The sequence below is a fragment of the Paenibacillus vulneris genome, assembly GCF_039543185.1.
In the GTDB taxonomy this organism is placed as follows: Bacteria; Bacillota; Bacilli; order Paenibacillales; family NBRC-103111; genus Paenibacillus_S; species Paenibacillus_S vulneris.
Map to the genome: position 1 here is coordinate 15,514 of NZ_BAABJG010000008.1, position 19,903 is coordinate 35,416.

A 19,903-nucleotide genomic window follows, 5' to 3' on the forward strand; every position below is an offset into this window, starting at 1 on the left:
ATCGCACAAGTATTGCGGTTTCAACATTACGGCATGGTTGCTTTCCGACCTGCCTATCGGAATCTCATGCTCTTCTTATGGAGTATGGGATTTTTTTTATTAGTGAACGGACTCAACCCCACTTTGTGGGGCTATTTTGTTCCTTGGCCATAACTACCGGACAACAGCCAATTTTTACTCCGGTGAGGTATCCGTCTATATGCTCCTATGTGTACGAGAATATCATTAACTAGAGTGTGTGGCGCAAGCTGGAGGTAAAAGCTGTAGGGAAAGGAGTTGTATGCATGAGAGGAATTATTTTGGCCGGCGGTACGGGTACGAGGCTTCGTCCGCTGACGAATTTGGTTAACAAACATCTTCTGCCAGTAGGAAAGTACCCTATGATTCATTACGCAATAGACAAGATGGTATCGCTCGGAATCAAGCAAATTCTTCTGGTCATAGGCAAGCCATCCGCCGGTTTGTTTACGGAATATATAGGAAGCGGGCAGCAATGGGGGGTTAGCATCACGTACAAAATCCAGGAGGAGGCCGGGGGGATTGCAGAAGCACTGGCGCTGGCAGAGGATTTCGTTCCTGCTGATGAGAGCATGCTGGTGATTCTCGGGGATAATCTTTTTCAGGACAATCTGCATCCGGCGGTAAAAGCTTACACGAAACAGCCTCGGGGGGCTCATGTGTTTCTGAAGTCCGTGCCGGACCCGTCCCGTTATGGCGTTCCGGTAATGGAAGAAGGCCGTATTACACTAATCGAAGAGAAGCCAGACAACCCGCAATCGAATTACTGCGTGACAGGCATTTATATGTATGATTCACAGGTTTTCGATATTATTCGAACGATAAAGCCTTCCTCCAGAGGAGAGCTGGAAATCACCGACGTGAATAATGCCTATGCCGCCAAAAAAGAATTGTCCTATAGTATATTGTCCGGATGGTGGACAGATGCAGGAACCCATGACTCCTTGCAGGAAGCAAGCGAGAAGCTGAGAGGAAGTGATGCGGAATGAGCACGTTGTTGGTTACCGGGGGCATGGGCTTTATCGGAAGCAACTTCATTCTGTATTGGCTCCAAAACCATCCTAAGGATCGGGTAATCAACTACGATCTGCTGACGTATGCCGGAAACCCTGCCAATGTTGCCTCTGTGCAACATTTATCGAATTACCGTTTTATAAAAGGGGATATTGCGGATGTAGCGCTTCTAGAAAGGGTCATGCTGGAGGAGCAGGTCGATTGCATCGTACATTTTGCGGCGGAATCGCATGTAGATCGAAGCATTGAAGATGCTTCCGTGTTTGTCCGTACTAATGTGTTAGGTACGCAGGGGGTATTGGAGGCGGCAAGGAAATGCGGGGTCCGCCGTATGGTCCATGTGTCCACCGATGAAGTGTATGGAACGCTGGGGAAGGAAGGTTATTTTACCGAGCAAACGCCGCTTTCCCCGAACAGTCCCTACTCTGCGAGTAAAGCCGGATCGGATTTCATGGCTCGCGCTTATTACGAAACGTATGGTTTGCCGGTTATGATCACACGCTGTTCCAAAAATTTCGGCCCCTACCAATATCCGGAGAAGCTGATCCCCAAGATTATCACGAGGGCGCTTCTGGATCAACCGATTCCTGTGTATGGGGACGGACAGAATGTAAGAGATTGGCTTCATGTGGAGGATCACTGCTCGGCAATTGAGCGGGTGCTGGAATCCGGCAAGCCGGGGCAGGTATACAATATTGGCGGAAACAGCGAACGATCCAATATCGAGGTCGTCACCGAAATACTTAAGCGGCTGGGTAAACCGGAAACACTCATTCAATTTGTCGCCGACAGACCCGGACATGACCGCCGATATGCTATTGATGCATCCAAAATAAGAGAGGAGCTCGGCTGGGCCCCCCGTTATTCATTCCAGGAGGGAATTGCTCAAACCGTGGATTGGTACGCGTTACACACGGGTTGGTGGAAACAACTTGCCGGAGATGTCCCTGAAAGCCATGCCGGGGACGATGACGGAGGTGAGCCCGAAGGATGAAGGTATTTATTACGGGAGCGGGGGGCCAGTTGGGATATGATTTGATCCGTGTGTTATCTTCCAAGCATCAGGTTGTAGCCATGACGAGAGCCGAGCTTGATGTGACGAATGAGACAGCTGTTTTTCAAGCTATCAGGAACATAAAACCGGATGCGGTCATTCATGCCGCAGCTTACACGAACGTGGATAAAGCGGAGCAGGAGAGCCATGAGGCTTATACCATCAATTCGATTGGAACGAAAAATGTAGCTCTTGCGGCAGCGGAGATTGGGGCGAAGCTCGTTCATATCAGCACGGATTACGTGTTTGACGGGAGCAAGCGAAGCCCCTATATCGAGACGGACCGGCCTAACCCATTAGGCGTGTATGGAAATTCCAAGCTGCATGCGGAGAAATTCGTGGAGCTGATCAGCGGACAATATTTCATCTTGCGTACTTCCTGGCTGTACGGCAAAAACGGCAGTAATTTTGTTACAAAAATGATTTCATTAGGCCGGCAGCATGGGGAGCTTAAGGTCGTATCCGATCAATTCGGTTCACCGACCTATACGCTCGATTTGGCACGATTTATCGAGTACTTGATACAAACGGACTGCTATGGGCTGTACCATGTTGCCAATAGGGGGCAATGCTCAAGGTACGCGTTCGCTCAAGCGATCTTTCAAGCTTTGAATTGGCATCACGTGAAGCTGGTTCCCATTAGCTCGGCAGGCTTTCTGTCTGCTGCTCAAAGGCCCGAATACTCCGTTTTTGACGACTCTGCTATCCGGTTGAACCACCTTCCGCGTCTTCGGGATTGGAAGGATGCTTTGAACGACTTTTTGCATAATGATTTTGTATTGGAGGAACCGGCTGATGATTGAAGGTGTTCTGAAAAAAAATCTTGTGCTCCACAGCGACGATAGAGGGTATTTTATGGAAATATTACGGGAGGATGACCCCATCTATGGAAGGTTTGGGCAGGCCTCTCTTTCCATGTCGTATCCGGGTGTCATCAAGGCATTCCATTATCATAAGAAGCAGGATGATATCTGGTTCTTCCCTTCAGGGAACGCCCAAGTGGTGCTGCACGATATGAGAACCGATTCGCCGACTTACAAGCAGACGGACGTGTACTATATGGGAGACCATAACAAGTATCTGCTGTTCATTCCGCGCGGAGTTGCGCATGGATACAGGGTGCTCGGCAATCAACCGGCCACCATCCTGTATTTCACGAATATGGCCTATGACCCCAAGCAGCCGGATGAATTTCGTATAGACTGGAATGATGCGTCTATCGGGTTCGATTGGCAGACACGAAATCGATAAATAAGTGGGTTTTCCTAGGGAAAACTATTTAGCGAATGCGTACGAAGATAGTTTTCCTACGGAAAACTTTTAGGAGGTAGACAAAGTGGCCAGTCATGGAATACAATCGCGTGCCTTGGCCGCAAAGCTGCAAGGCGCCAGAAAAGGGCGAGCGGACGGCTACCGTCTCGGCCGCAGCCACGGCTACCATTTGGGGCGATGTCAAGCAGTACTGGACCGGGTGCAGCCGATACCGAGTGTAAAAAGAGCGATAAAAGTGATGTATGTGGAGGAAGGAACCCCGGGGTTTCGCACATTGGACCTGGGGATTGCCAACTCGATTAGTGTGCTGGTCCAGGAAGTGAAGGTTGTTCCGCCCACATCGGATCTGACGGCCATTGCAGGCGAATTCCGTCCTGATTTAATTCTAGTTCTAAATGGGATTTTGCGTGTGCCTAACGAGCAAATTATTAATCTTCGCCTGCACGGGTTCCGAACGGCGGTCTGGATTATGGATGATCCTTACTTTACGGATATTACGGCCTCCATGGCGCCGTTATACGATTACATTTTTACCCATGAGTTCAATGCAGTTCCGTTTTACCAGGCTCTGGGATGCGGGAATGTGCATTATTTGCCTTCCGGTGTAGATCGGGCCGTAGTCGCTCCGCGATTTGTCGAAAGACATTACCGGTCGGATGTGTGCTTTATCGGCTCCGCTTTTCCTAACCGGATCTCCTTCTTTGATAAAGTGATCCCCGCTCTGAAAGGAGTACGGCTGTTTATGGCAGGCTATGGCTGGAACCAGCTGAAGCATTATGATGCCATTAAACAACATGTGAACCTTCAAGGGGTACTATATGATGACAACATCAAGTACTATATCGGGGCTAAAATCGTGATCAACTTGCATCGTTCGGCCGAGGAGCGATATAACAGCAGGAGAATCCATGCTATGTCCGTTAATCCCAGGACGTTTGAAATATGCGCATGCGGTACCCTCCAGTTGACAGACATTAGGGAGGATTTAACCAGCCATTACACGCCCGGGCAAGAGCTTGCCACTTTTGCAGGACCGGAGGAGCTCGTGGATCGCATTCACTATTACTTGCGTCATGAGGAAGAAAGACGGCGAACAGCTCTCGGAGGGCTGCATAAAACCATGAGCCAGCACACTTACAGCCATCGTTTGCAAGCAATGCTGCTCACCATTTTTAACGAAACAGGTGGTTTGGTATGAGGCGTAGACTTGCCCGTTCTTCTAGGAAAAAAAGTGCCGTTCCAACCGTAAGCATGGGTACGATAAAAGGCAGAAGGGAAGGTTTTCGCACGGGGTGGAGGCGAGGCTATCATCTTGGAAGAAGCGAAGCGATCCTGCAAGCCATTCAGGCGGCACAAGGAATTCAGCTGATTCGTGATCTTCATGTGCTGTTCGTGATAGAAGCTTACGAGGGCGGACAATTTCATGAGCCGATTAATCAAGGAATCATCGGGGGCTTGCAGGCCCAGGTCCGGCAAGTATCCGTAGCTGCACCAATGGACAACATCGTCGAAGTGGCCAAACAGGTACAACCTGATTTGCTATTTGTTTTGAACGGTATTTTTGATCTCCCAATAGAGCACATCGACGCCATTCGCATGATGGGGATCCGGACCTGCGTTTGGATTGCCGAAGATCCTTATTTTATTGATGTGACGCTGCAGAAAGCCCCTCATTTCGATTATGTTTTTACGCATGAACTTGGGGCTGTTCCTTATTACCAAACGGCTGGATGCCAGCAGGTTCATTATTTGCCTCTAGCGGTGAATGAGGCGATGTTTCGGCCGCAGCATGTGAATTTATCGTATAGCAAGGACATTTGCTTTATTGGGACTGCATTTTGGAACCGGGTGCACTTCATCGATAAGGTTTCCACCTATTTGGCGAACAAGAAGACGTTCATTTCCGGCTTTTTGTGGGATCGTTTGAAAAGCTACCGCAGACTCCGCTCGAAAATCAGCCTGGAGCGATGCATGAGTATCCAGGACACCGCCGCTTATTACAATGCTTCCAAGATCGTCATCAATCTCCATCGTTCCCATGAAGACGACCAGCATAACTACAATTCCCAACGCATTCCTGCGCTGTCCATCAATCCCAGAACCTTCGACATATGTGCCTGTGGAGCCCTGCAGCTCACGGACATCCGGCATGATTTAAGCTATTTCTATACGCCGGGCCAAGAGATTGTCACATATTCAAGTCCGGAAGAGCTGAAGGAGAAGTGTGATTATTACTTGAAGCATGAGGAGGAACGCCGAGAGATTGCTCTGCGGGCCCTTCGAAAAACAATGAGCGAGCATACGTATAAACAAAGAATCTCCCGTTTGCTCAGCGTTATCTATGGATAGACTACTGGACTGCTTGCTATCCCGTCACGAAGGTTAGGAGGATAACAAATGACTGTCATACGAAAATTAACCCCGCAGCAGAGGCGGGGGAGATTACATGGAAGTAGGGCAGGCTACAAGCTTGGCTGGAACTACGGTCTCCGGCTGGGCCGCAATGAAGCGATAATTCGTTCCCATGTTCCGCTGCAGACGGCGGTTCATGATCTTTCCGTGCTTTGTGTCACCTCAGGGATGGGGTTTCCTTTCTCTCCTATCGACTTGGCCGTGGTGAAGGCGCTGCAAAATCAAGTAAGGGAGCTTCATGTCTGTTCTCCCCAGGACGACCTTCTCCTGTTGACGGCCCAATGGAAGCCGCAGCTTGTGCTCGTCTTGCTCGGCATGAATGTACCGCCGGAGATTATGCATTCGATTCGGAGCCAAGGAAGCAAAACGGCCATATGGTTTTCGGATGACCCCTATTATTCGGATATTACAAGATCAATGTCTACGCATTACGATTATGTATTCACCAATGAGCTGAGCTGCGTAGAGTTTTACCGGATGCAGGGGTGCCCGATGGTGTTCCATTTGCCTCTAGCCGTCGATATGGCCGTATTCCATCCGCTAAGGGTTCATACCGGCTACTTTAGTGACGTTTGCTTCATCGGAAGTGCTTATTGGCATAGGGTGGGTTTCTTTGACCGCATCGCTCCTTATCTGGCCCAAAAAAATGTTAAGATTTTCGGATGGTGGTGGGAGCGTCTGGAGCATTATTCCAAGCTGTCCCACAGTATCCGTACGGAATGGCTGTCGCCTGAAGAAACGGCCCAATACTATAACGGAGCTAAAATTGTCATTAACCTTCACCGTTCCCCCGATGATGAGACCTTTAATAAGAACAGCTCCGGCGTCAAGGCGCTTTCGACCAACCCGCGCACCTTTGAAATTTGCGGCAGCGGGGCGTTTCAATTGACGGACGCCAGGCAGGACTTGGGCACCTTGTACGGACCGGGCCAAGAATTGGCTACGTACGCCTCTGCTGAAGAGCTTGTACACAAAATTGAATATTATTTAAGCCATGAAGAGGAGAGGAATGAGCTGGCCCGCAGAGGGCTGCAAAGGACGCTGAGGGAGCATACTTTCGATCACCGAATTGCTGCCATGCTCGGTATGCTGGCTGCTAACCCCTGATTTCTCAAGCGAGGGCAAGCTGCAACGGGATTGGACCACAAAGAGCCTGTTGTGCAGGCTCTTTGATCTTTGCGGAAGATCGCTCAGGGGGTTCTCTTCTTAATTACAATAGCGCTATGGAAAATAGACACATATTGCGCAGCAATGTCATCCCAGGAGGCGGCAGGATCGTTCATCCCTGCAACTGCAGATGCCTTGAACTCGTCATAATGCTCCGTAAGATGCTCCATCGCCTGTGCGATCGAATCCGGGGATTCCGGACGGAACCATACGACCTTAGCGCTTCGGTTCGCCAGATGCTCACGCATGACAGGAATATCCGAGCATAGGACAGGCACTCCCATACTTAAGGCTTCCTCCACCGGGTAGCTGCCCCCTCCCTCAGACAGGCTCGGCATGATAAGAGCGTAAGCGTTTTTGATTAGAGGGACTACATAATCGTCGGGAACCATTCCAAGAGGGTATAATTCTTGGTTTATCTTAAGATCAAGCCGCTTGATCAAGGATACGATAGTCGGTAAATAGGCTATTTCAGGCCATGCCGGTGGAGTACTGCAGTATTGCTCCGTATTGTTGCCGGTCAACAGGAGCGGATGATCTTTTCGTTTGGAAAATTTAGCATAGGCCAAGAACAAATTGTAATGGTTTTTATGCGGTGATGTGTTGGCGGGACAAATAAAATAGCGGCTTGGCAGCGAACCCGATAAGATGCGGCTTGTCTCTTCGTTTTCAAAATATTGGGCAGGGGAAATGGCGTGGTGGACGACCGCTGCCCACCTGCATCTATCTCCAAAATGAGCGATGAGCCTGGATTTTACATGCTCGGACGAGACGACGATGCCATCGCAGTGGTCCAGCCAGCGCTTGGATGATTCCCAGTAGCTTCGAATATACGGCCCTGGTGTAAACGGCGGCACATAATCCAGAATCGTCGTGTCATGATAGGTTACGACCGTAGGTTTATTCCAATCCCGGTATTCTGTACCGTGGGGCCAAAAAACGTACACCAGATCGCAATCGGTCAGGTAGGGATGGCCGGCCGGCAACGTTTCGGTGCCATCGTAATATACGACTTCCAGATTAGGATGCTGGGATCGGTTTATCGTATTTTGAAGTCCGCTGCGTGAATTGGCAATGAGTCTTACGCTTTGAACGTCGGGGTGGCGGGCAATTGCCGTAGCCAAGTTAACCAGCAGACGGCTCCCGCCTCCGATCGAATGCGTAGAACTGTAAATGGTGAGTTTCATTGACTGCCTCCTCATTTCAGATGCTTTCGCACATAGTTCTTTTTTCATACTATATGTGATCGGATTTTTAATCGTGTGTTCCATACACTATGCCCGAAAAAAATAAGGTGTCATGGGCAGGCTGTCATGAATAGGCTATTACTAATAGTGATTTGCCTATTCTTGTACTGGAATGGAGGAAGCAGGATGATACTACAATCCCCCTCTGCCGATGATTATTCTTCTATGTCCGCCAAGCTGCAATATCGAGACTTGCGCCGGTTTATGTTCCAGCTGCAGTGGAGTGTCAGTCATACGGCGGCATTGATCCGCGCTTATGCTGCATTGGTCAAACTGGCCCCGACAGAAGAAGCAGCCTTGGAGCTGGAGCGGATGCTGACGGAAGAGAAGAGGCAATATAAGCTGCTTGAAGCATTATACATGGAATTAAAAGGGGAAGAGCCGTCGGTTCAACCGGAACGTTGCGCTTATACCACATACGAGGAGGGCTTGCAGCATGTAATCCGTTTGGAGAGGGAAGCCATCCGGCAGTACCGCGATACTTACTTGCTAACCCCGAGTCTTAGGGTGCGGGATTTATTCTTCTATGGGATGAGCGATAGTGCGGACCACCTGGTGGGACTTGTTTTAATGAGATAGTCCGAAAGTCATGTTTTTATACTGAAGGGTATTGCAAAATCTGACAGGAATCTAGTATAATCGAACTGCATAGGAAAGTTTTGGAATTGATGTGGTATAATTTCATAATTGTTGGGTCGGAAGCACCGCCATACAGAGGGAGTATACCTATGTTTGGAGGTGCTTTTTTATGAGCTGATGCAGGACAACCTGAGAATAAGGAGCGTATTGAAATGAAGAAAAAGATCATGGCAGCCGTTATTGCCGGAGCTTCATTATTATCTGTTATGGGAGGGATTAGTGCGGCTCCCCAATTTTCCGACGTAAACGGTCATTGGGGTAAGGATCAGATTGAATTTGCTTTAGCTGAAGGGTACGTTGACGGTTACCCGGATGGCACATTTCGTCCGGAACAAAATGTAACCCGAGCTGAATTCATGAAGCTGGTGATTGATGCCCTGAAATTTAAAAAGCAGGATGAACCCGGTAAAGATTGGTATGCCCCTTATGTCACTTCAGCCGTTGCTAATGGAATCCATCTAGCAGATGAATTTTCTGCCGATCATATGAACGACCCGATCACAAGGGAAGAGATGGCCCGAATTGCTGTAAGGGCAACAGGTGAAGCCAATTACGACGTCAAGAAATGGATGTACCTAGCGACGTCCAAAGGGATTATTAATGGCATGGATGACGCAGGGACTTTAGGTCCTGAGCAGCCAACAACTCGGGCTCAAGCGATCACGGTGATTCGAAGGATTATGAAGATCAGGGAAGGAGCGAGCCTGCCAAAGGATAAGTACGCCATTTCAGCTGCGGAGGTTTATTGGCATAAGACGAATGTGATTACGATGCTGCCGAGATATTTCTCGAGAGTTGTAAAAGGAGAAAGATTCCGCGACGAATTGCTAGAGCAAACAGGCCAAAATGTATCTTGTTCGGTTGAAAAGTATGTTGTTGTAGACATGGACGACCCGAACGATCCGAATCGGAGTTTAGTGCCTGATGATTTGCAGTGGATGGATACAGATGGGGAATATCACGATATTGCTGGAAACAACTATATTTTAGTTTCAAAACAAACCACTTACATAAAGAGTTATCCACAGGATGCTTACTATGTTACCTCTTGTCGTGTAGCCTTTATGGAGAGGTTATATGACGATACTGGTATTCTAAAAGCAAATGGATTTGCGTATGATAGCGCCCCATTAGGTACTTACACTCTTAATAATAAAGGAAAAAAGACCCAGAAATATTCCAATCGTATAGTAGGGAAGCCTGGGGAAGAAATTATAGAAGTGAAGACTTCGTTTGAGATATTGCCTAAAGGTAAACTTATATCTCCGCTTGTGCAATCGGATGTCTTTAGAATTGGTTTTTATGAGAACGATGTTCCTAGTCCTAAGTTAATATACGATGGACGAATTAATGAAGCATATAACGGAGACTAAAGCAAGCTGATATGAACAGACATTGGATAGGTTCTTTTATTCTCATTTTTATGTGTATTTCTTTATTTGAAATAAAGGCTGATGCTTTTACAGTAGGAGATATCCAATATCCAGATTCATCAATTATTACGCCATATAAGGAAAAAGTAAGTAATGTGGGAGGGTATTTAACTAGCACCAAACAATACGATTATCCACCGCTCACTGTCACCCCCAAAACAATAGGGAAAATAATTAAGAGCGTAAAATTGATTAGAAAGTCAGACAAAACAGAGTATTCAGTTCTAAAAAACCTTGGTGGTGATCAGTGGCAAATTGAAACGATTAAGGGTGATTCCAAGCCCGTTTATAAAAATGCTAACCCCTACAGTGGATATTTTGATTGGTGGCGTGACCCTAATGGTTTTGTTTGGATGTACGACGATGATGATCGACCGCGGACCCATTACAGTACATACCCATCAAAAACCGATCATCCAATACCCAACATGATGGCAGTTAATAGTCCAACTCAAATGAATGGACCTATAGATCCGAATAGCCATAAAGCAACAATTCATCATGATACTGGTTTAAGTATTTCTAGTCTTAATTTGGAGGAAAACAACAATATTATCATTCCTTTGGAAAAGGTTTCTAACGTTCATGTCAATGATAGTGAAATTAAATACGATTCTTCTGCTATAAAAGATCCTGATCAAATACCTCATTCCATCAAAACAACTGATATTGTGGACTCCGAAACTGGAGCAGATTACGTTGATGTAGCTAATAATAAGTTTAAATTCCATATAACAGCTTATTACGATAATGATAGAGGAGATGATCAGCCTGGTGATGTCTTACGCTGGTATGATGGATGGAGTTTCATATTCCGAGGCGAAGTCTATTTTGTTCCAGAGTTATATATTGAAGCCGAAGAAGGCGACCCGCCCAACCAGCCTGATCTTCTCGTAGAATCTTTAGTGATGAACACCTGCCCGCAAGTAGGGCAAGAAGGGATTTTCAACTACAAGGTAGCCAATCAAGGTGCTGCGACGAACAAGGACTTTAAAGTGTCTATCCTTGTCGATGGAACGGAACTTGTAACCCATACCTTTACGGGGGGATTGGGGGCCAATGAATCAAAATCCGGAACGTTCCGCTACACCTTCAAATCGTCGATCGAACGAAACTTTACGATTTTCGTTGATAGCAATAAGGACATTACTGAAGGGACTGAAGGCGAAAACAATAATACCTTGCAAGAAACGTTTGCTCCATGTGATGGTGGAACCACACCGCCGACGAAGCCACCAGACCTAAAAATCACCGGAGACTTCACGATCTCTCGGTCAACGATCTATTTCACGGAAGACAACAATATGTTTCCGGAAAACATTTCCGTAACCGGGGGGAACGGATGTACTTATGTATCCCATCAGTTCAACTTCACGCAGGGCAGCGCAAGATATTATCCGTACGAGCAACTCAGTCCGAAAGATAAATCTTACCGCTTCTCTTACGACTCGGGCATGGGGCAATATGGTGGAGGCATTAAGAAGGGGACTGTTTCGGTGAAGATGCAGATTCATACGTCTTGCGGCGTCACGGAAGAGGTCGGACCCAAAACGTTCGAAATCATTACAGATCCTAACAATAAACCGCCTGTACTCGAAATTGCCTGGTATTCCGGTTCCACCGAAATTAAAGATCCTGTAGTGCTAGGGGCAACGGTGAGCGTAAAGGTGAAGAAAGAGGAAGATCCGGACCCGAACGATATAGTGACTCGAACATGGTACTTTAATGAAGGGGATAGCTGGATTCAGAGCTTGCCTTCAACCTATAAATGGAAAGAGCCTCTCAATGCAAAAAGCTACAACAATATTGTTGCTAATGTACGCGGCTCTCATAAGGTCTGTGCGATTAGCCAGGATGATAAAGGCAACCTTTCCAACAAAGCATGTGCCTATCTGGATGTTATTGGACCGGAACCGGTTCCTGTCATTAGCGGGGCAACCAAAGTCAAAGTCAACCGGCCAATGAACCCGTCGCTCGATGCGGATAAAAGTTATTCGCCAGCTGGTAGAGCAATTGACCATGCAAGAGACGAATGGAACGGATCGGCCGTATGGGATGACGGAACAACATCGTCCTGGAGTGGGTATATTTCAAGCAACTCCTTCAATAAGCCGGGCAAAGTCACCGTGACTTTGGACGTTTTTGATAGCATAGGGTTGAAATCCGTTGAACCGGATTACCATACCATTACCGTAACACCGGACGAGCCGCCGATCATTGAGTTTCAATATTTAAGCTCCATGATTCGCCAGCCTGTCAAATTTAAAAATACTTCGTACTCTCCGGATGGGGATGGCATTGAAACCTACCGTGTGAGCTACGGCTATGATTGGAATAACAACGGGACTTGCAACGTGTACGAAACCTACGCGTCCTACGATAACAACGAATTCACATTTAACCCTGCAAGAGTAGGTAATTACTGCTTCCGAGTTTATGCAAAAGAACCGGAGAGTTACGGGTTATCTGCATTTAAGGATTACTGGGTTGAAGTTATCAACGACAATCCGGAAGTCACATTCACAGTCACAGGGGAGGCCAGCGAACCGAGTCCGATGAACGTTGCAGGATATCCAGCTAGTGAATTAGCAAGCGGCAGCTGGACGAATACGACATTTGACAAGCCTAGTATCTTTAATTCTTGGGCAACAGGACCTAATGGCTCTCTGATCAGTAGTCGCAGATATCCGGGAGACGGGCCATCGCTATTTTCATTGCCGTTAGGGGATGAAAATATCAAACTTAGAGGCAAGCCGATTAATATTCAAAATACCACGCTTCGAATAGAAGAAGCTACATCCATTGGTAACAACGAATTCATTCTAGGCGATCACTTAGTTTCGCCAAACCATGACCCGATCAAACTTAACTATACCTATGGGTTGTCTGGAAGATCGATCGGTTACTTTAACTGGTTAACGGATGAATTTATGCTAGTTGACACTTATGGGCCTCAATATGATAACGTAAACGCCTTGTATAAGTACGCAGAAACATGGACGAGATGGAGATTGTCCGATTTACGGCAGCAGAATACAACTCCGGTCGCAAGCGGAAATAGGTTAGCGACCTGGAACAGTGGTCCAGGCTATAGAGTTAGCGGTGAATTTGCCCGTTGGGGTGATGGATACAGAAAATACGGATATCAAAGAACAGAATTACGAGAAGATTTTGCAGAAATCAACCTGACTTCAAGGACAATTACCTATTTTAAAAAAGATGGCAATGGAACACCGTATAAAACAGCAAGCTTTGATAATGTCGCTCCCTTCCCACAGACGGTAGGAACAGGCACGGGAGGAAACCTGTATTATTATCCCGAAGCAGCTCCAGACACTATTTTTTCTCCGGCTGCTATGGATGGCAAAGGCAATTATTATAATTTTGTAGCCGACAGCAATGGGAAGAACCATTTAATCAAGGTTGACGGTTATACTGGAATGCCAACCGACTTAGGGATTCCGAACCTAAATCCTAATGCCTCTAACTCCTTTGAAAATATTTCGGAGGATGGCACCGTTATAACCATTTATAGCAGTTGGGATGGTTATGATGATAGTAATGGAAATTGGGTTCCAAGTGGCACCGAAACGTACTATTACAATATCACCACGGGTTCTAGGGTTGGGAAGCCTTCGGCCCATTTAGAAAACTTTAAGGATGGTTATCAGAATGGTTACGGGTTTAAGACATTCAGAGAACCTTACACCTATTGGGATGATGATGAAGGAAGGTATGTAACCTCTTATCAGAACGTTGAAAAACTTGTGGATTTATCTAATGATGCTCCGGTTAGCAAAAGCTCCATTTACCGAGCGCCCCTCAATACAAATGGCAAATCGGCAAAAATTACATCGGATAATCAGTATTTATCGCAAGGATATGTATATGAGTACGTTCCAAGCACGGATCAGCCTACCACATCGAATGAACCGTTTACGTTTGGCCAACTCATTAGGCCTTCGTCACAGCAAATCACAAACGGTACCATTCTTTGGGATATGAAGACGGATATCGATCATGTGAACATGGCAGCAGGGATGGGCTTCCGTATTCAAAACTATCAAAACATGTACCGCCTGGAAGCGACAAACACCACGCTCAATCTGTACAAGATCGTCAACGGGCGGAAAACGCTGATTAAAAGCACGACACATATTTATGAGAAAGGGACATGGACATCATTTAAAATTAAGCTCTCGGGCAGTGATTTCAAAATTTATGAGAGAAACAATCTCATCATGCAAGCCTCTGACAGCACGTTTGCAAGTGGTACGATGGGGCCATTCAGTATGGCAGATAATAGCCAATTCAAATCGATTATGTTCCAATGGAGCGATGCAGACAGCATTTATGCAACACCGGGAACGGCTATTGTGGATACGAATGTCATATATGAGGATGCCTATAAAGATCCCGAGAACGACCCTCGCCTGGATGCAAGAACACAATGGCACTATGAGCATGTCGATCCGAACATGTTCCTGGATATTGGCGATGGCAAATCCGGCCTTTCTTCGTTGAATGGCCAAACGCTTACGATAAGAAATCCAGTCTTTGATCGAGTAGGGAAATACAAGATCGATTACCGCGTACCGGACGATCCGCATCCGGATCACCGTATTGCCAACGGCGACTTGCTATTCCAGAATTACTCGCAATATTCCGATTGGTACACGCAATACCTGATTGTCCATCGCAGACCGATTTCGAATTTCGCCCTTGGGCGCGATGGAAACAATGTCGTCACATGGACTGATTACAGCTACGATCCGGACCGCTGCTATAACGTAGGCAGCTGCCAGTCCGGATATGAAACGAATCACGGCATTTACAAAAAGAAATTTTACTATATTACCCCAAGCGGCCAGCGCGTAGACGGAAAGCTTGTACGTCCTGCGGAATCCGGAACCTATATGGTATATATGGCGGTCGCGGATGAGTACAACGCTTGGTCAGATTGGTTCGAGCAAATCATTGATGTGTGCGATAGCTGCATCCCGGCACCGAATCATCCGCCTAGTGTAGCCCTAACATTCCCGGATGGTACCTATGCAAATCCTTCGCCGGTGAGCTTGCAGCCAACGATTACATGGAATCAGTCCGACCCTGATCCTGCTACGATGTACGAGCTGTTTGACTTGAATATCAAGGATGAATGGGGCAGCTGCGTAGAATGCGTGAAAAACCGATTCATGGGAACGTACAACGGAAACTGGGCTTGGACGATGGATACGATGCTGGTCATGGGCCGCAAATATCAGGCAGAAGTACGGGTAACCGATGGCGAAGCCTGGTCCAGCTGGAGTAATATCGGTTGGATGGCCACCAACAGCCCGCCGGCTGCTTACATGAGCTTCCCTTATGGGACACAAGCAGCTCCAACGATCATTAACACGCTTCGTCCGACACTGACTTGGTCACAATCCGATCCGGACCCTGGGGCTTGGCTCGATTACTACCAAATTCAAATTATCAACGAAGCGAATAATGTTGTCATCTACGACAGCGGCAAAGTATGGCAGCACACCCAATCAACCAACGGCAGCTTGGCCGTTCCGGTGGACCTGCCGACAGGCCAGAAAATGCGGGTTATGGTTCGAGTTTGGGACCAATACGATGCGGTATCGCCTTGGAGTCCTCAAGTCTGGATGATGATTAACCGGCCACCGGTAGCCGATTTTGACTGGACGCCAAAGCCTGCATTTGAAGGAGATACGGTAAGGCTGATCAATAGGTCGACGGATCCGGATGGAGATCCTCTAACATACGAGTGGAAAATTATTGGCCCTGAATATTCTGCGGCAGCTGCATCCCTCCATACCGAGATTCCATCAACATCGACCGACAACCATCCGGGGAATTATAGGGTCACCCTTACGGTTACCGATATTCATGGGGCGTCCGACTCCATTACCAAGATCGTTCCGGTCGGAGATTTACTACTTGATGGATTTGTAAGGCATACACCTCAATGGAACGAGAACCGGCAAGCCTATAATTTACGGAAAACAGGGGAAACGGAACGTCCTCGTCCTTATGATCTGTTCTGGTCAGGGGAGGCGTTTGTATTGGCCGCTACAACCAATGAGCCAGCCTCCGGGGTTAAGGTACATATGGAATATACCGAGCTGGAGGAAACGTTGCTTGCCGAGTCGAACGGTAAGGATTGGAAGGGCCAGATGATAAGAGACGACTTTGAAAAGCTGCCGGACCGGGCATACCTGTTCCGATTTACGGCAGTCTGGCCTAATGGTCATACGGAATACGTAGAACGCATCATTAAGATTCAAAATCCGTGGACGGATTTTGCAACCAGCGTTAGAAAAGAATAAGCTAGCTCAGAAACCCGGGATATCCGTCAAGCGGATGGCATTCCCGGGTTTTCTGATTTCTCGGAGACATTTCCTTATTTTTCAGTGTATAATGAGGTGGAAATCAAGCGATTAAAGAAACGAGTGAACTCCAAATGTCCTTAAGAACGCTGAAATGGTTGACGATTCTTGTACCGCCGCTCATTATCGGAGGGTTTGAGTACATTCGCCATGATTTTTTGCTGGATCAATTGTCCATGGAGACAGGGAACTTATATATCACCATCATGACTTTATTTCTTTCCTATTTGTTCGCAACATGGATGTTTCAGAGCATAACCCGGATCAGTGCACGGCTATCCGCTGAGCAAGCCAAACGAGCCGTGTATGAAGAACGTGAACGTCTGGCCCAGGAGCTGCATGATAATATCGCACAGATTTTATTTTTCTTAAACGTGCAATTAAGCAAGGGACAGCTCAAGGAAGCGCGTTCCGCCGTTTCTGAGATTGACCACCATCTCCGCCAGGCCATCTTTAATTTGCGCACGATGCCGGAGGAAGGCGCTACATTCTCTTCGCGACTGACCGCGTGGATAGAGGAGTGGAGCGGGATAACCGGCATCGCTGTGGAGCAATCCGTCCGCTTGGAGGAGGAGAGCATATCTCCTGCCGCGGAGGTTAAGCTGTTCGCCATCATCCGCGAAGCATTTACGAATATCCGCAAGCATTCGGAAGCGGATCATGCCTCCATCGAGCTTGAAGCTTCCGGCAGTGGAGAGACCTGGAGGCTTTGTATACGCGATAACGGCATCGGCATGGATACAGAGCCTGAGGAAGCTTCACCGAAACGGTACGGATTAACCCTCATGCGCAAGCATGCCGCGGAGCTTGGAGCTCAAATGACTATCCAATCCGCAGCCGGGAACGGGACGACCCTAACCCTAGCAGGATCTGTGAAAAGGAGTGTGCCATCATGAATTACCGCGTGTTGATTGCGGACGACCATCCGCTGGCGCGCCAAGCTGTGTGTACGCTGCTTGAAGGCGAAGAGGGCTTTGACATTGTCGGAGAAGCCGATAGCGGGGAGAAGGCCATCTTAATGTGCGAGGATCTGATGCCCGATCTCGTGCTGATGGATATTCAGATGCCCGGGATGTCAGGGCTTGAAGCTACGCGGAGAATTAAACAGCTCAACCCGCTGATCAAAATCGTCATGCTCACCGTATCCGATGACGTCGCTGATTTGTTTACGGCGATCCAGAACGGTGCACAGGGCTATTTGCTCAAAAATATGGACCCCGATGACTGGATCATATATTTGCGGGGATTGCTTGACGATCAAAGTGAAATTTCCCGTCACTTGGCGGACCGATTGTTCCATCAGTTCCGGTCGGCGCCGGCACAGGCCTCAGAGGAGACTAAACCGAGCGTGCTTTCCCAAAGGGAAGGAGAAATTTTAATGTGCGTGGCCAGCGGGCTAAGCAACCGGCAAATTGCCGAGCAGCTGGTCATCACCGAGAATACAGTCAAGAACCACATCAAAAATATATTGGCCAAGCTGTCGCTCGATAATCGCGTTCAGCTGACGGCTTATGCCATCCGTCACGGGTTGACACAGTATAGTCAAAAACAATCCCGCAAATAGCCCGATGGGGTCATATTCATTATGTCCGGTTTGGAGTAAATTGAAATGGTAGTTTAGAGGCGTTCGGCTTGGACACTGCCCTTTTAAACCAAAGCAAGGAAGGACATAATGATACCCGGGGGGATGAGAACAAATGAAAAAATTAAATTTGATCGTCATGATTTGCCTGCTATTTACCGTATTGGGCGGAGGTATTGCCAGCGCACACGTTACGGTGCTTCCTAGCGAGTCCGTGCAAGGCTCTTATGAGAAGTTTACAGTGCGGGTTCCCAATGAAAAAGATATTCCTACCGTGAAGGTGGAAGTCAAGTTTCCGCTAGACAGCGTTTCTATCAGCCGCTTTGAGCCAAAGCCGGGCTGGAAATATGACTTGACCAAAGATGCTTCCGGTAAAATTACTTCAGTTACTTGGACTGCAACCGGAGAAGGATTGGGTGCAACAGAATTCGGCGAATTTAATATGCAAGGTAAAGTAGCAGATAACGCTACAAGCATCAGCTGGAAAGCATACCAGACCTATAAAGACGGAAGTGTGGTTGAATGGGTTGGAGCGGCGGGGTCCGATAAACCGGCATCCGTTACCAAAGTAAATGCCAAGCCGGCCGGGGCTGCAACCGACAGCCACGGACATACAGCGACGGCAACTGAAGGTAATACAGGAGCAGCGAATCAGAGTGGCAGCGCCGCTGCAGCACCTGCCGCTTCGCAAGCACCATTGTACTTATCCATTGCCGCTCTACTCCTGGGCATCATAGCATTGATCATCGCGCTGTCCAAAAGAAAAGCAAGCCGCTAATAGCCTAAACCTATCGGAGTCCTGCCCAGGGTCTCCGATTTTTTTGATATAAATCTGCTTGAATGCGGGAGCTTGGTATGATGAAGGAATCATCCGGGCAGCGATAACTTATCGAGCAAAATGTTACTCTTATCGGGGCGGGGATCGGCAAATGCCATTCCTGCAATTAAGCGTTCACTCAGAAATTTATCGGTCGTTAGATAGTAAGCTCTTCCGGCACCTCAGCTGCCGGAAGGACTTTTTTTCTCTATCTTATAGAACCTCGCTCCGTGCAAAGTGCCTAGACCAGCTTCGCCCCGCTTTGTAGCGGTTCTTTTGTTTAGGGCATCGACCGTTCGGGGGAAATCGGGTATTATAGAGACAAACTAGGAAAAAGGAGCTTCATTCTATTATGGCGTCCAAGATACTCAAGGAATTTAAAGAATTTGCTATGAAAGGTAACATGATCGATTTGGCGATCGGTGTCATTGTAGGCGGTGCCTTCGGTAAAGTCGTTACTTCCATTGTCAACGATGTCGTCATGCCGCCTATTGGTTTGCTGCTAGGCCGCGTCAACTTCACGGACCTGTTCATCAGCTTGAACGGAAAAAGCTATGATACTCTTGCTGCAGCGAAAAGCGACGGTGCGCCGACACTGAATATCGGCATGTTCATTAATACTTTATTGGACTTTTTGATCGTTTCATTCGTTATCTTCCTTGCCGTGAAGCAGCTGAACCGTCTTCGTAAAAAGCAAGAGGACAAGCCTGATCCGAAAAAGGAAACGAAGGAATGTCCCGAGTGCTTGTCGGATATTCCGAAACAAGCTGTCCGCTGCAAGTTTTGCACCGCCTATGTGGAGCCAGCCGCTTCCATGGAAGGGCCGCGCACGATGAACTAATGGATGAAAATG

Annotated in this window: 15 protein-coding genes; 14 read left to right on the plus strand and 1 reads right to left on the minus strand. The window is 47.6% G+C overall.

The annotated features are described in order from the left end of the window. Window positions 1-284 precede the first annotated feature (284 nt). From ABEA66_RS09770 to ABEA66_RS09800, 7 genes are all read left to right on the plus strand, one after another. Window positions 285-1,007, plus strand: a complete 723-nt coding sequence (locus tag ABEA66_RS09770; protein ID WP_345587419.1) for a sugar phosphate nucleotidyltransferase — start codon at window positions 285-287, stop codon at window positions 1,005-1,007. Then, the gene (gene rfbB / locus ABEA66_RS09775) at window positions 1,004-2,026 is read left to right on the plus strand and encodes a dTDP-glucose 4,6-dehydratase (protein WP_345587420.1); all 1,023 of its coding nucleotides are present in this window, start codon (window positions 1,004-1,006) and stop codon (window positions 2,024-2,026) included. Before ABEA66_RS09770 ends, rfbB begins: the two co-directional genes overlap by 4 nt. Beyond that, window positions 2,023-2,889 carry a dTDP-4-dehydrorhamnose reductase gene (gene rfbD, locus ABEA66_RS09780; protein WP_345587421.1) on the plus strand — a complete coding sequence of 289 codons (867 nt, stop codon included), beginning with the start codon at window positions 2,023-2,025 and terminating at the stop codon, window positions 2,887-2,889. Before rfbB ends, rfbD begins: the two co-directional genes overlap by 4 nt. After that, window positions 2,882-3,337, plus strand: coding sequence for a dTDP-4-dehydrorhamnose 3,5-epimerase family protein (locus tag ABEA66_RS09785; RefSeq protein WP_345587422.1), 456 nt, complete (start codon window positions 2,882-2,884; stop codon window positions 3,335-3,337). Before rfbD ends, ABEA66_RS09785 begins: the two co-directional genes overlap by 8 nt. A gap of 85 nt (window positions 3,338-3,422) precedes the next feature. Beyond that, window positions 3,423-4,556 (plus strand): CgeB family protein, encoded by a 1,134-nt coding sequence (locus tag ABEA66_RS09790; protein ID WP_345587423.1) that lies wholly within the window; start codon window positions 3,423-3,425, stop codon window positions 4,554-4,556. Next, window positions 4,553-5,707: a glycosyltransferase family protein gene (locus ABEA66_RS09795; RefSeq protein ID WP_345587424.1), complete on the plus strand. Its 1,155-nt coding sequence runs from the start codon at window positions 4,553-4,555 to the stop codon at window positions 5,705-5,707. The genes ABEA66_RS09790 and ABEA66_RS09795 overlap by 4 nt, the downstream gene beginning before the upstream one ends. A 48-nt stretch (window positions 5,708-5,755) precedes the next feature. Then, window positions 5,756-6,877: a CgeB family protein gene (locus ABEA66_RS09800; protein ID WP_345587425.1), complete on the plus strand. Its 1,122-nt coding sequence runs from the start codon at window positions 5,756-5,758 to the stop codon at window positions 6,875-6,877. A gap of 83 nt (window positions 6,878-6,960) precedes the next feature. On the opposite strand, the gene ABEA66_RS09805 is transcribed toward ABEA66_RS09800, so the two are convergent. After that, on the minus strand, window positions 6,961-8,124 hold the full coding sequence (locus tag ABEA66_RS09805) for a glycosyltransferase family 4 protein (protein ID WP_345587427.1): 1,164 nt from the start codon (window positions 8,122-8,124) through the stop codon (window positions 6,961-6,963). A 186-nt stretch (window positions 8,125-8,310) separates the two neighbouring features. Between ABEA66_RS09805 and ABEA66_RS09810 the strand changes: the two genes are divergently transcribed. The 7 genes from ABEA66_RS09810 to mscL all read left to right on the plus strand — a co-directional run bounded on the left by ABEA66_RS09810 (window position 8,311) and on the right by mscL (window position 19,891). Next, complete coding sequence (locus ABEA66_RS09810; RefSeq protein WP_345587428.1) at window positions 8,311-8,763, plus strand: ferritin-like domain-containing protein; 453 nt, start codon at window positions 8,311-8,313, stop codon at window positions 8,761-8,763. A gap of 212 nt (window positions 8,764-8,975) precedes the next feature. Next, a complete protein-coding gene (locus ABEA66_RS09815; protein ID WP_345587429.1) occupies window positions 8,976-10,196 on the plus strand; it encodes an S-layer homology domain-containing protein in 1,221 nt (406 codons plus the stop codon). 11 nt (window positions 10,197-10,207) lie between these two features. Beyond that, complete coding sequence (locus ABEA66_RS09820) at window positions 10,208-16,591, plus strand: CARDB domain-containing protein (protein ID WP_345587430.1); 6,384 nt, start codon at window positions 10,208-10,210, stop codon at window positions 16,589-16,591. A gap of 134 nt (window positions 16,592-16,725) precedes the next feature. Next, window positions 16,726-17,547 carry a sensor histidine kinase gene (locus tag ABEA66_RS09825; protein WP_079909962.1) on the plus strand — a complete coding sequence of 274 codons (822 nt, stop codon included), beginning with the start codon at window positions 16,726-16,728 and terminating at the stop codon, window positions 17,545-17,547. Continuing rightward, complete coding sequence (locus ABEA66_RS09830) at window positions 17,544-18,215, plus strand: response regulator (protein WP_079909963.1); 672 nt, start codon at window positions 17,544-17,546, stop codon at window positions 18,213-18,215. The genes ABEA66_RS09825 and ABEA66_RS09830 overlap by 4 nt, the downstream gene beginning before the upstream one ends. A gap of 133 nt (window positions 18,216-18,348) precedes the next feature. After that, complete coding sequence (locus ABEA66_RS09835; protein ID WP_079909964.1) at window positions 18,349-19,011, plus strand: YcnI family copper-binding membrane protein; 663 nt, start codon at window positions 18,349-18,351, stop codon at window positions 19,009-19,011. 403 nt (window positions 19,012-19,414) lie between these two features. Next, on the plus strand, window positions 19,415-19,891 hold the full coding sequence (gene mscL / locus ABEA66_RS09840; protein ID WP_179135975.1) for a large-conductance mechanosensitive channel protein MscL: 477 nt from the start codon (window positions 19,415-19,417) through the stop codon (window positions 19,889-19,891). Window positions 19,892-19,903: the final 12 nt, after the last annotated feature.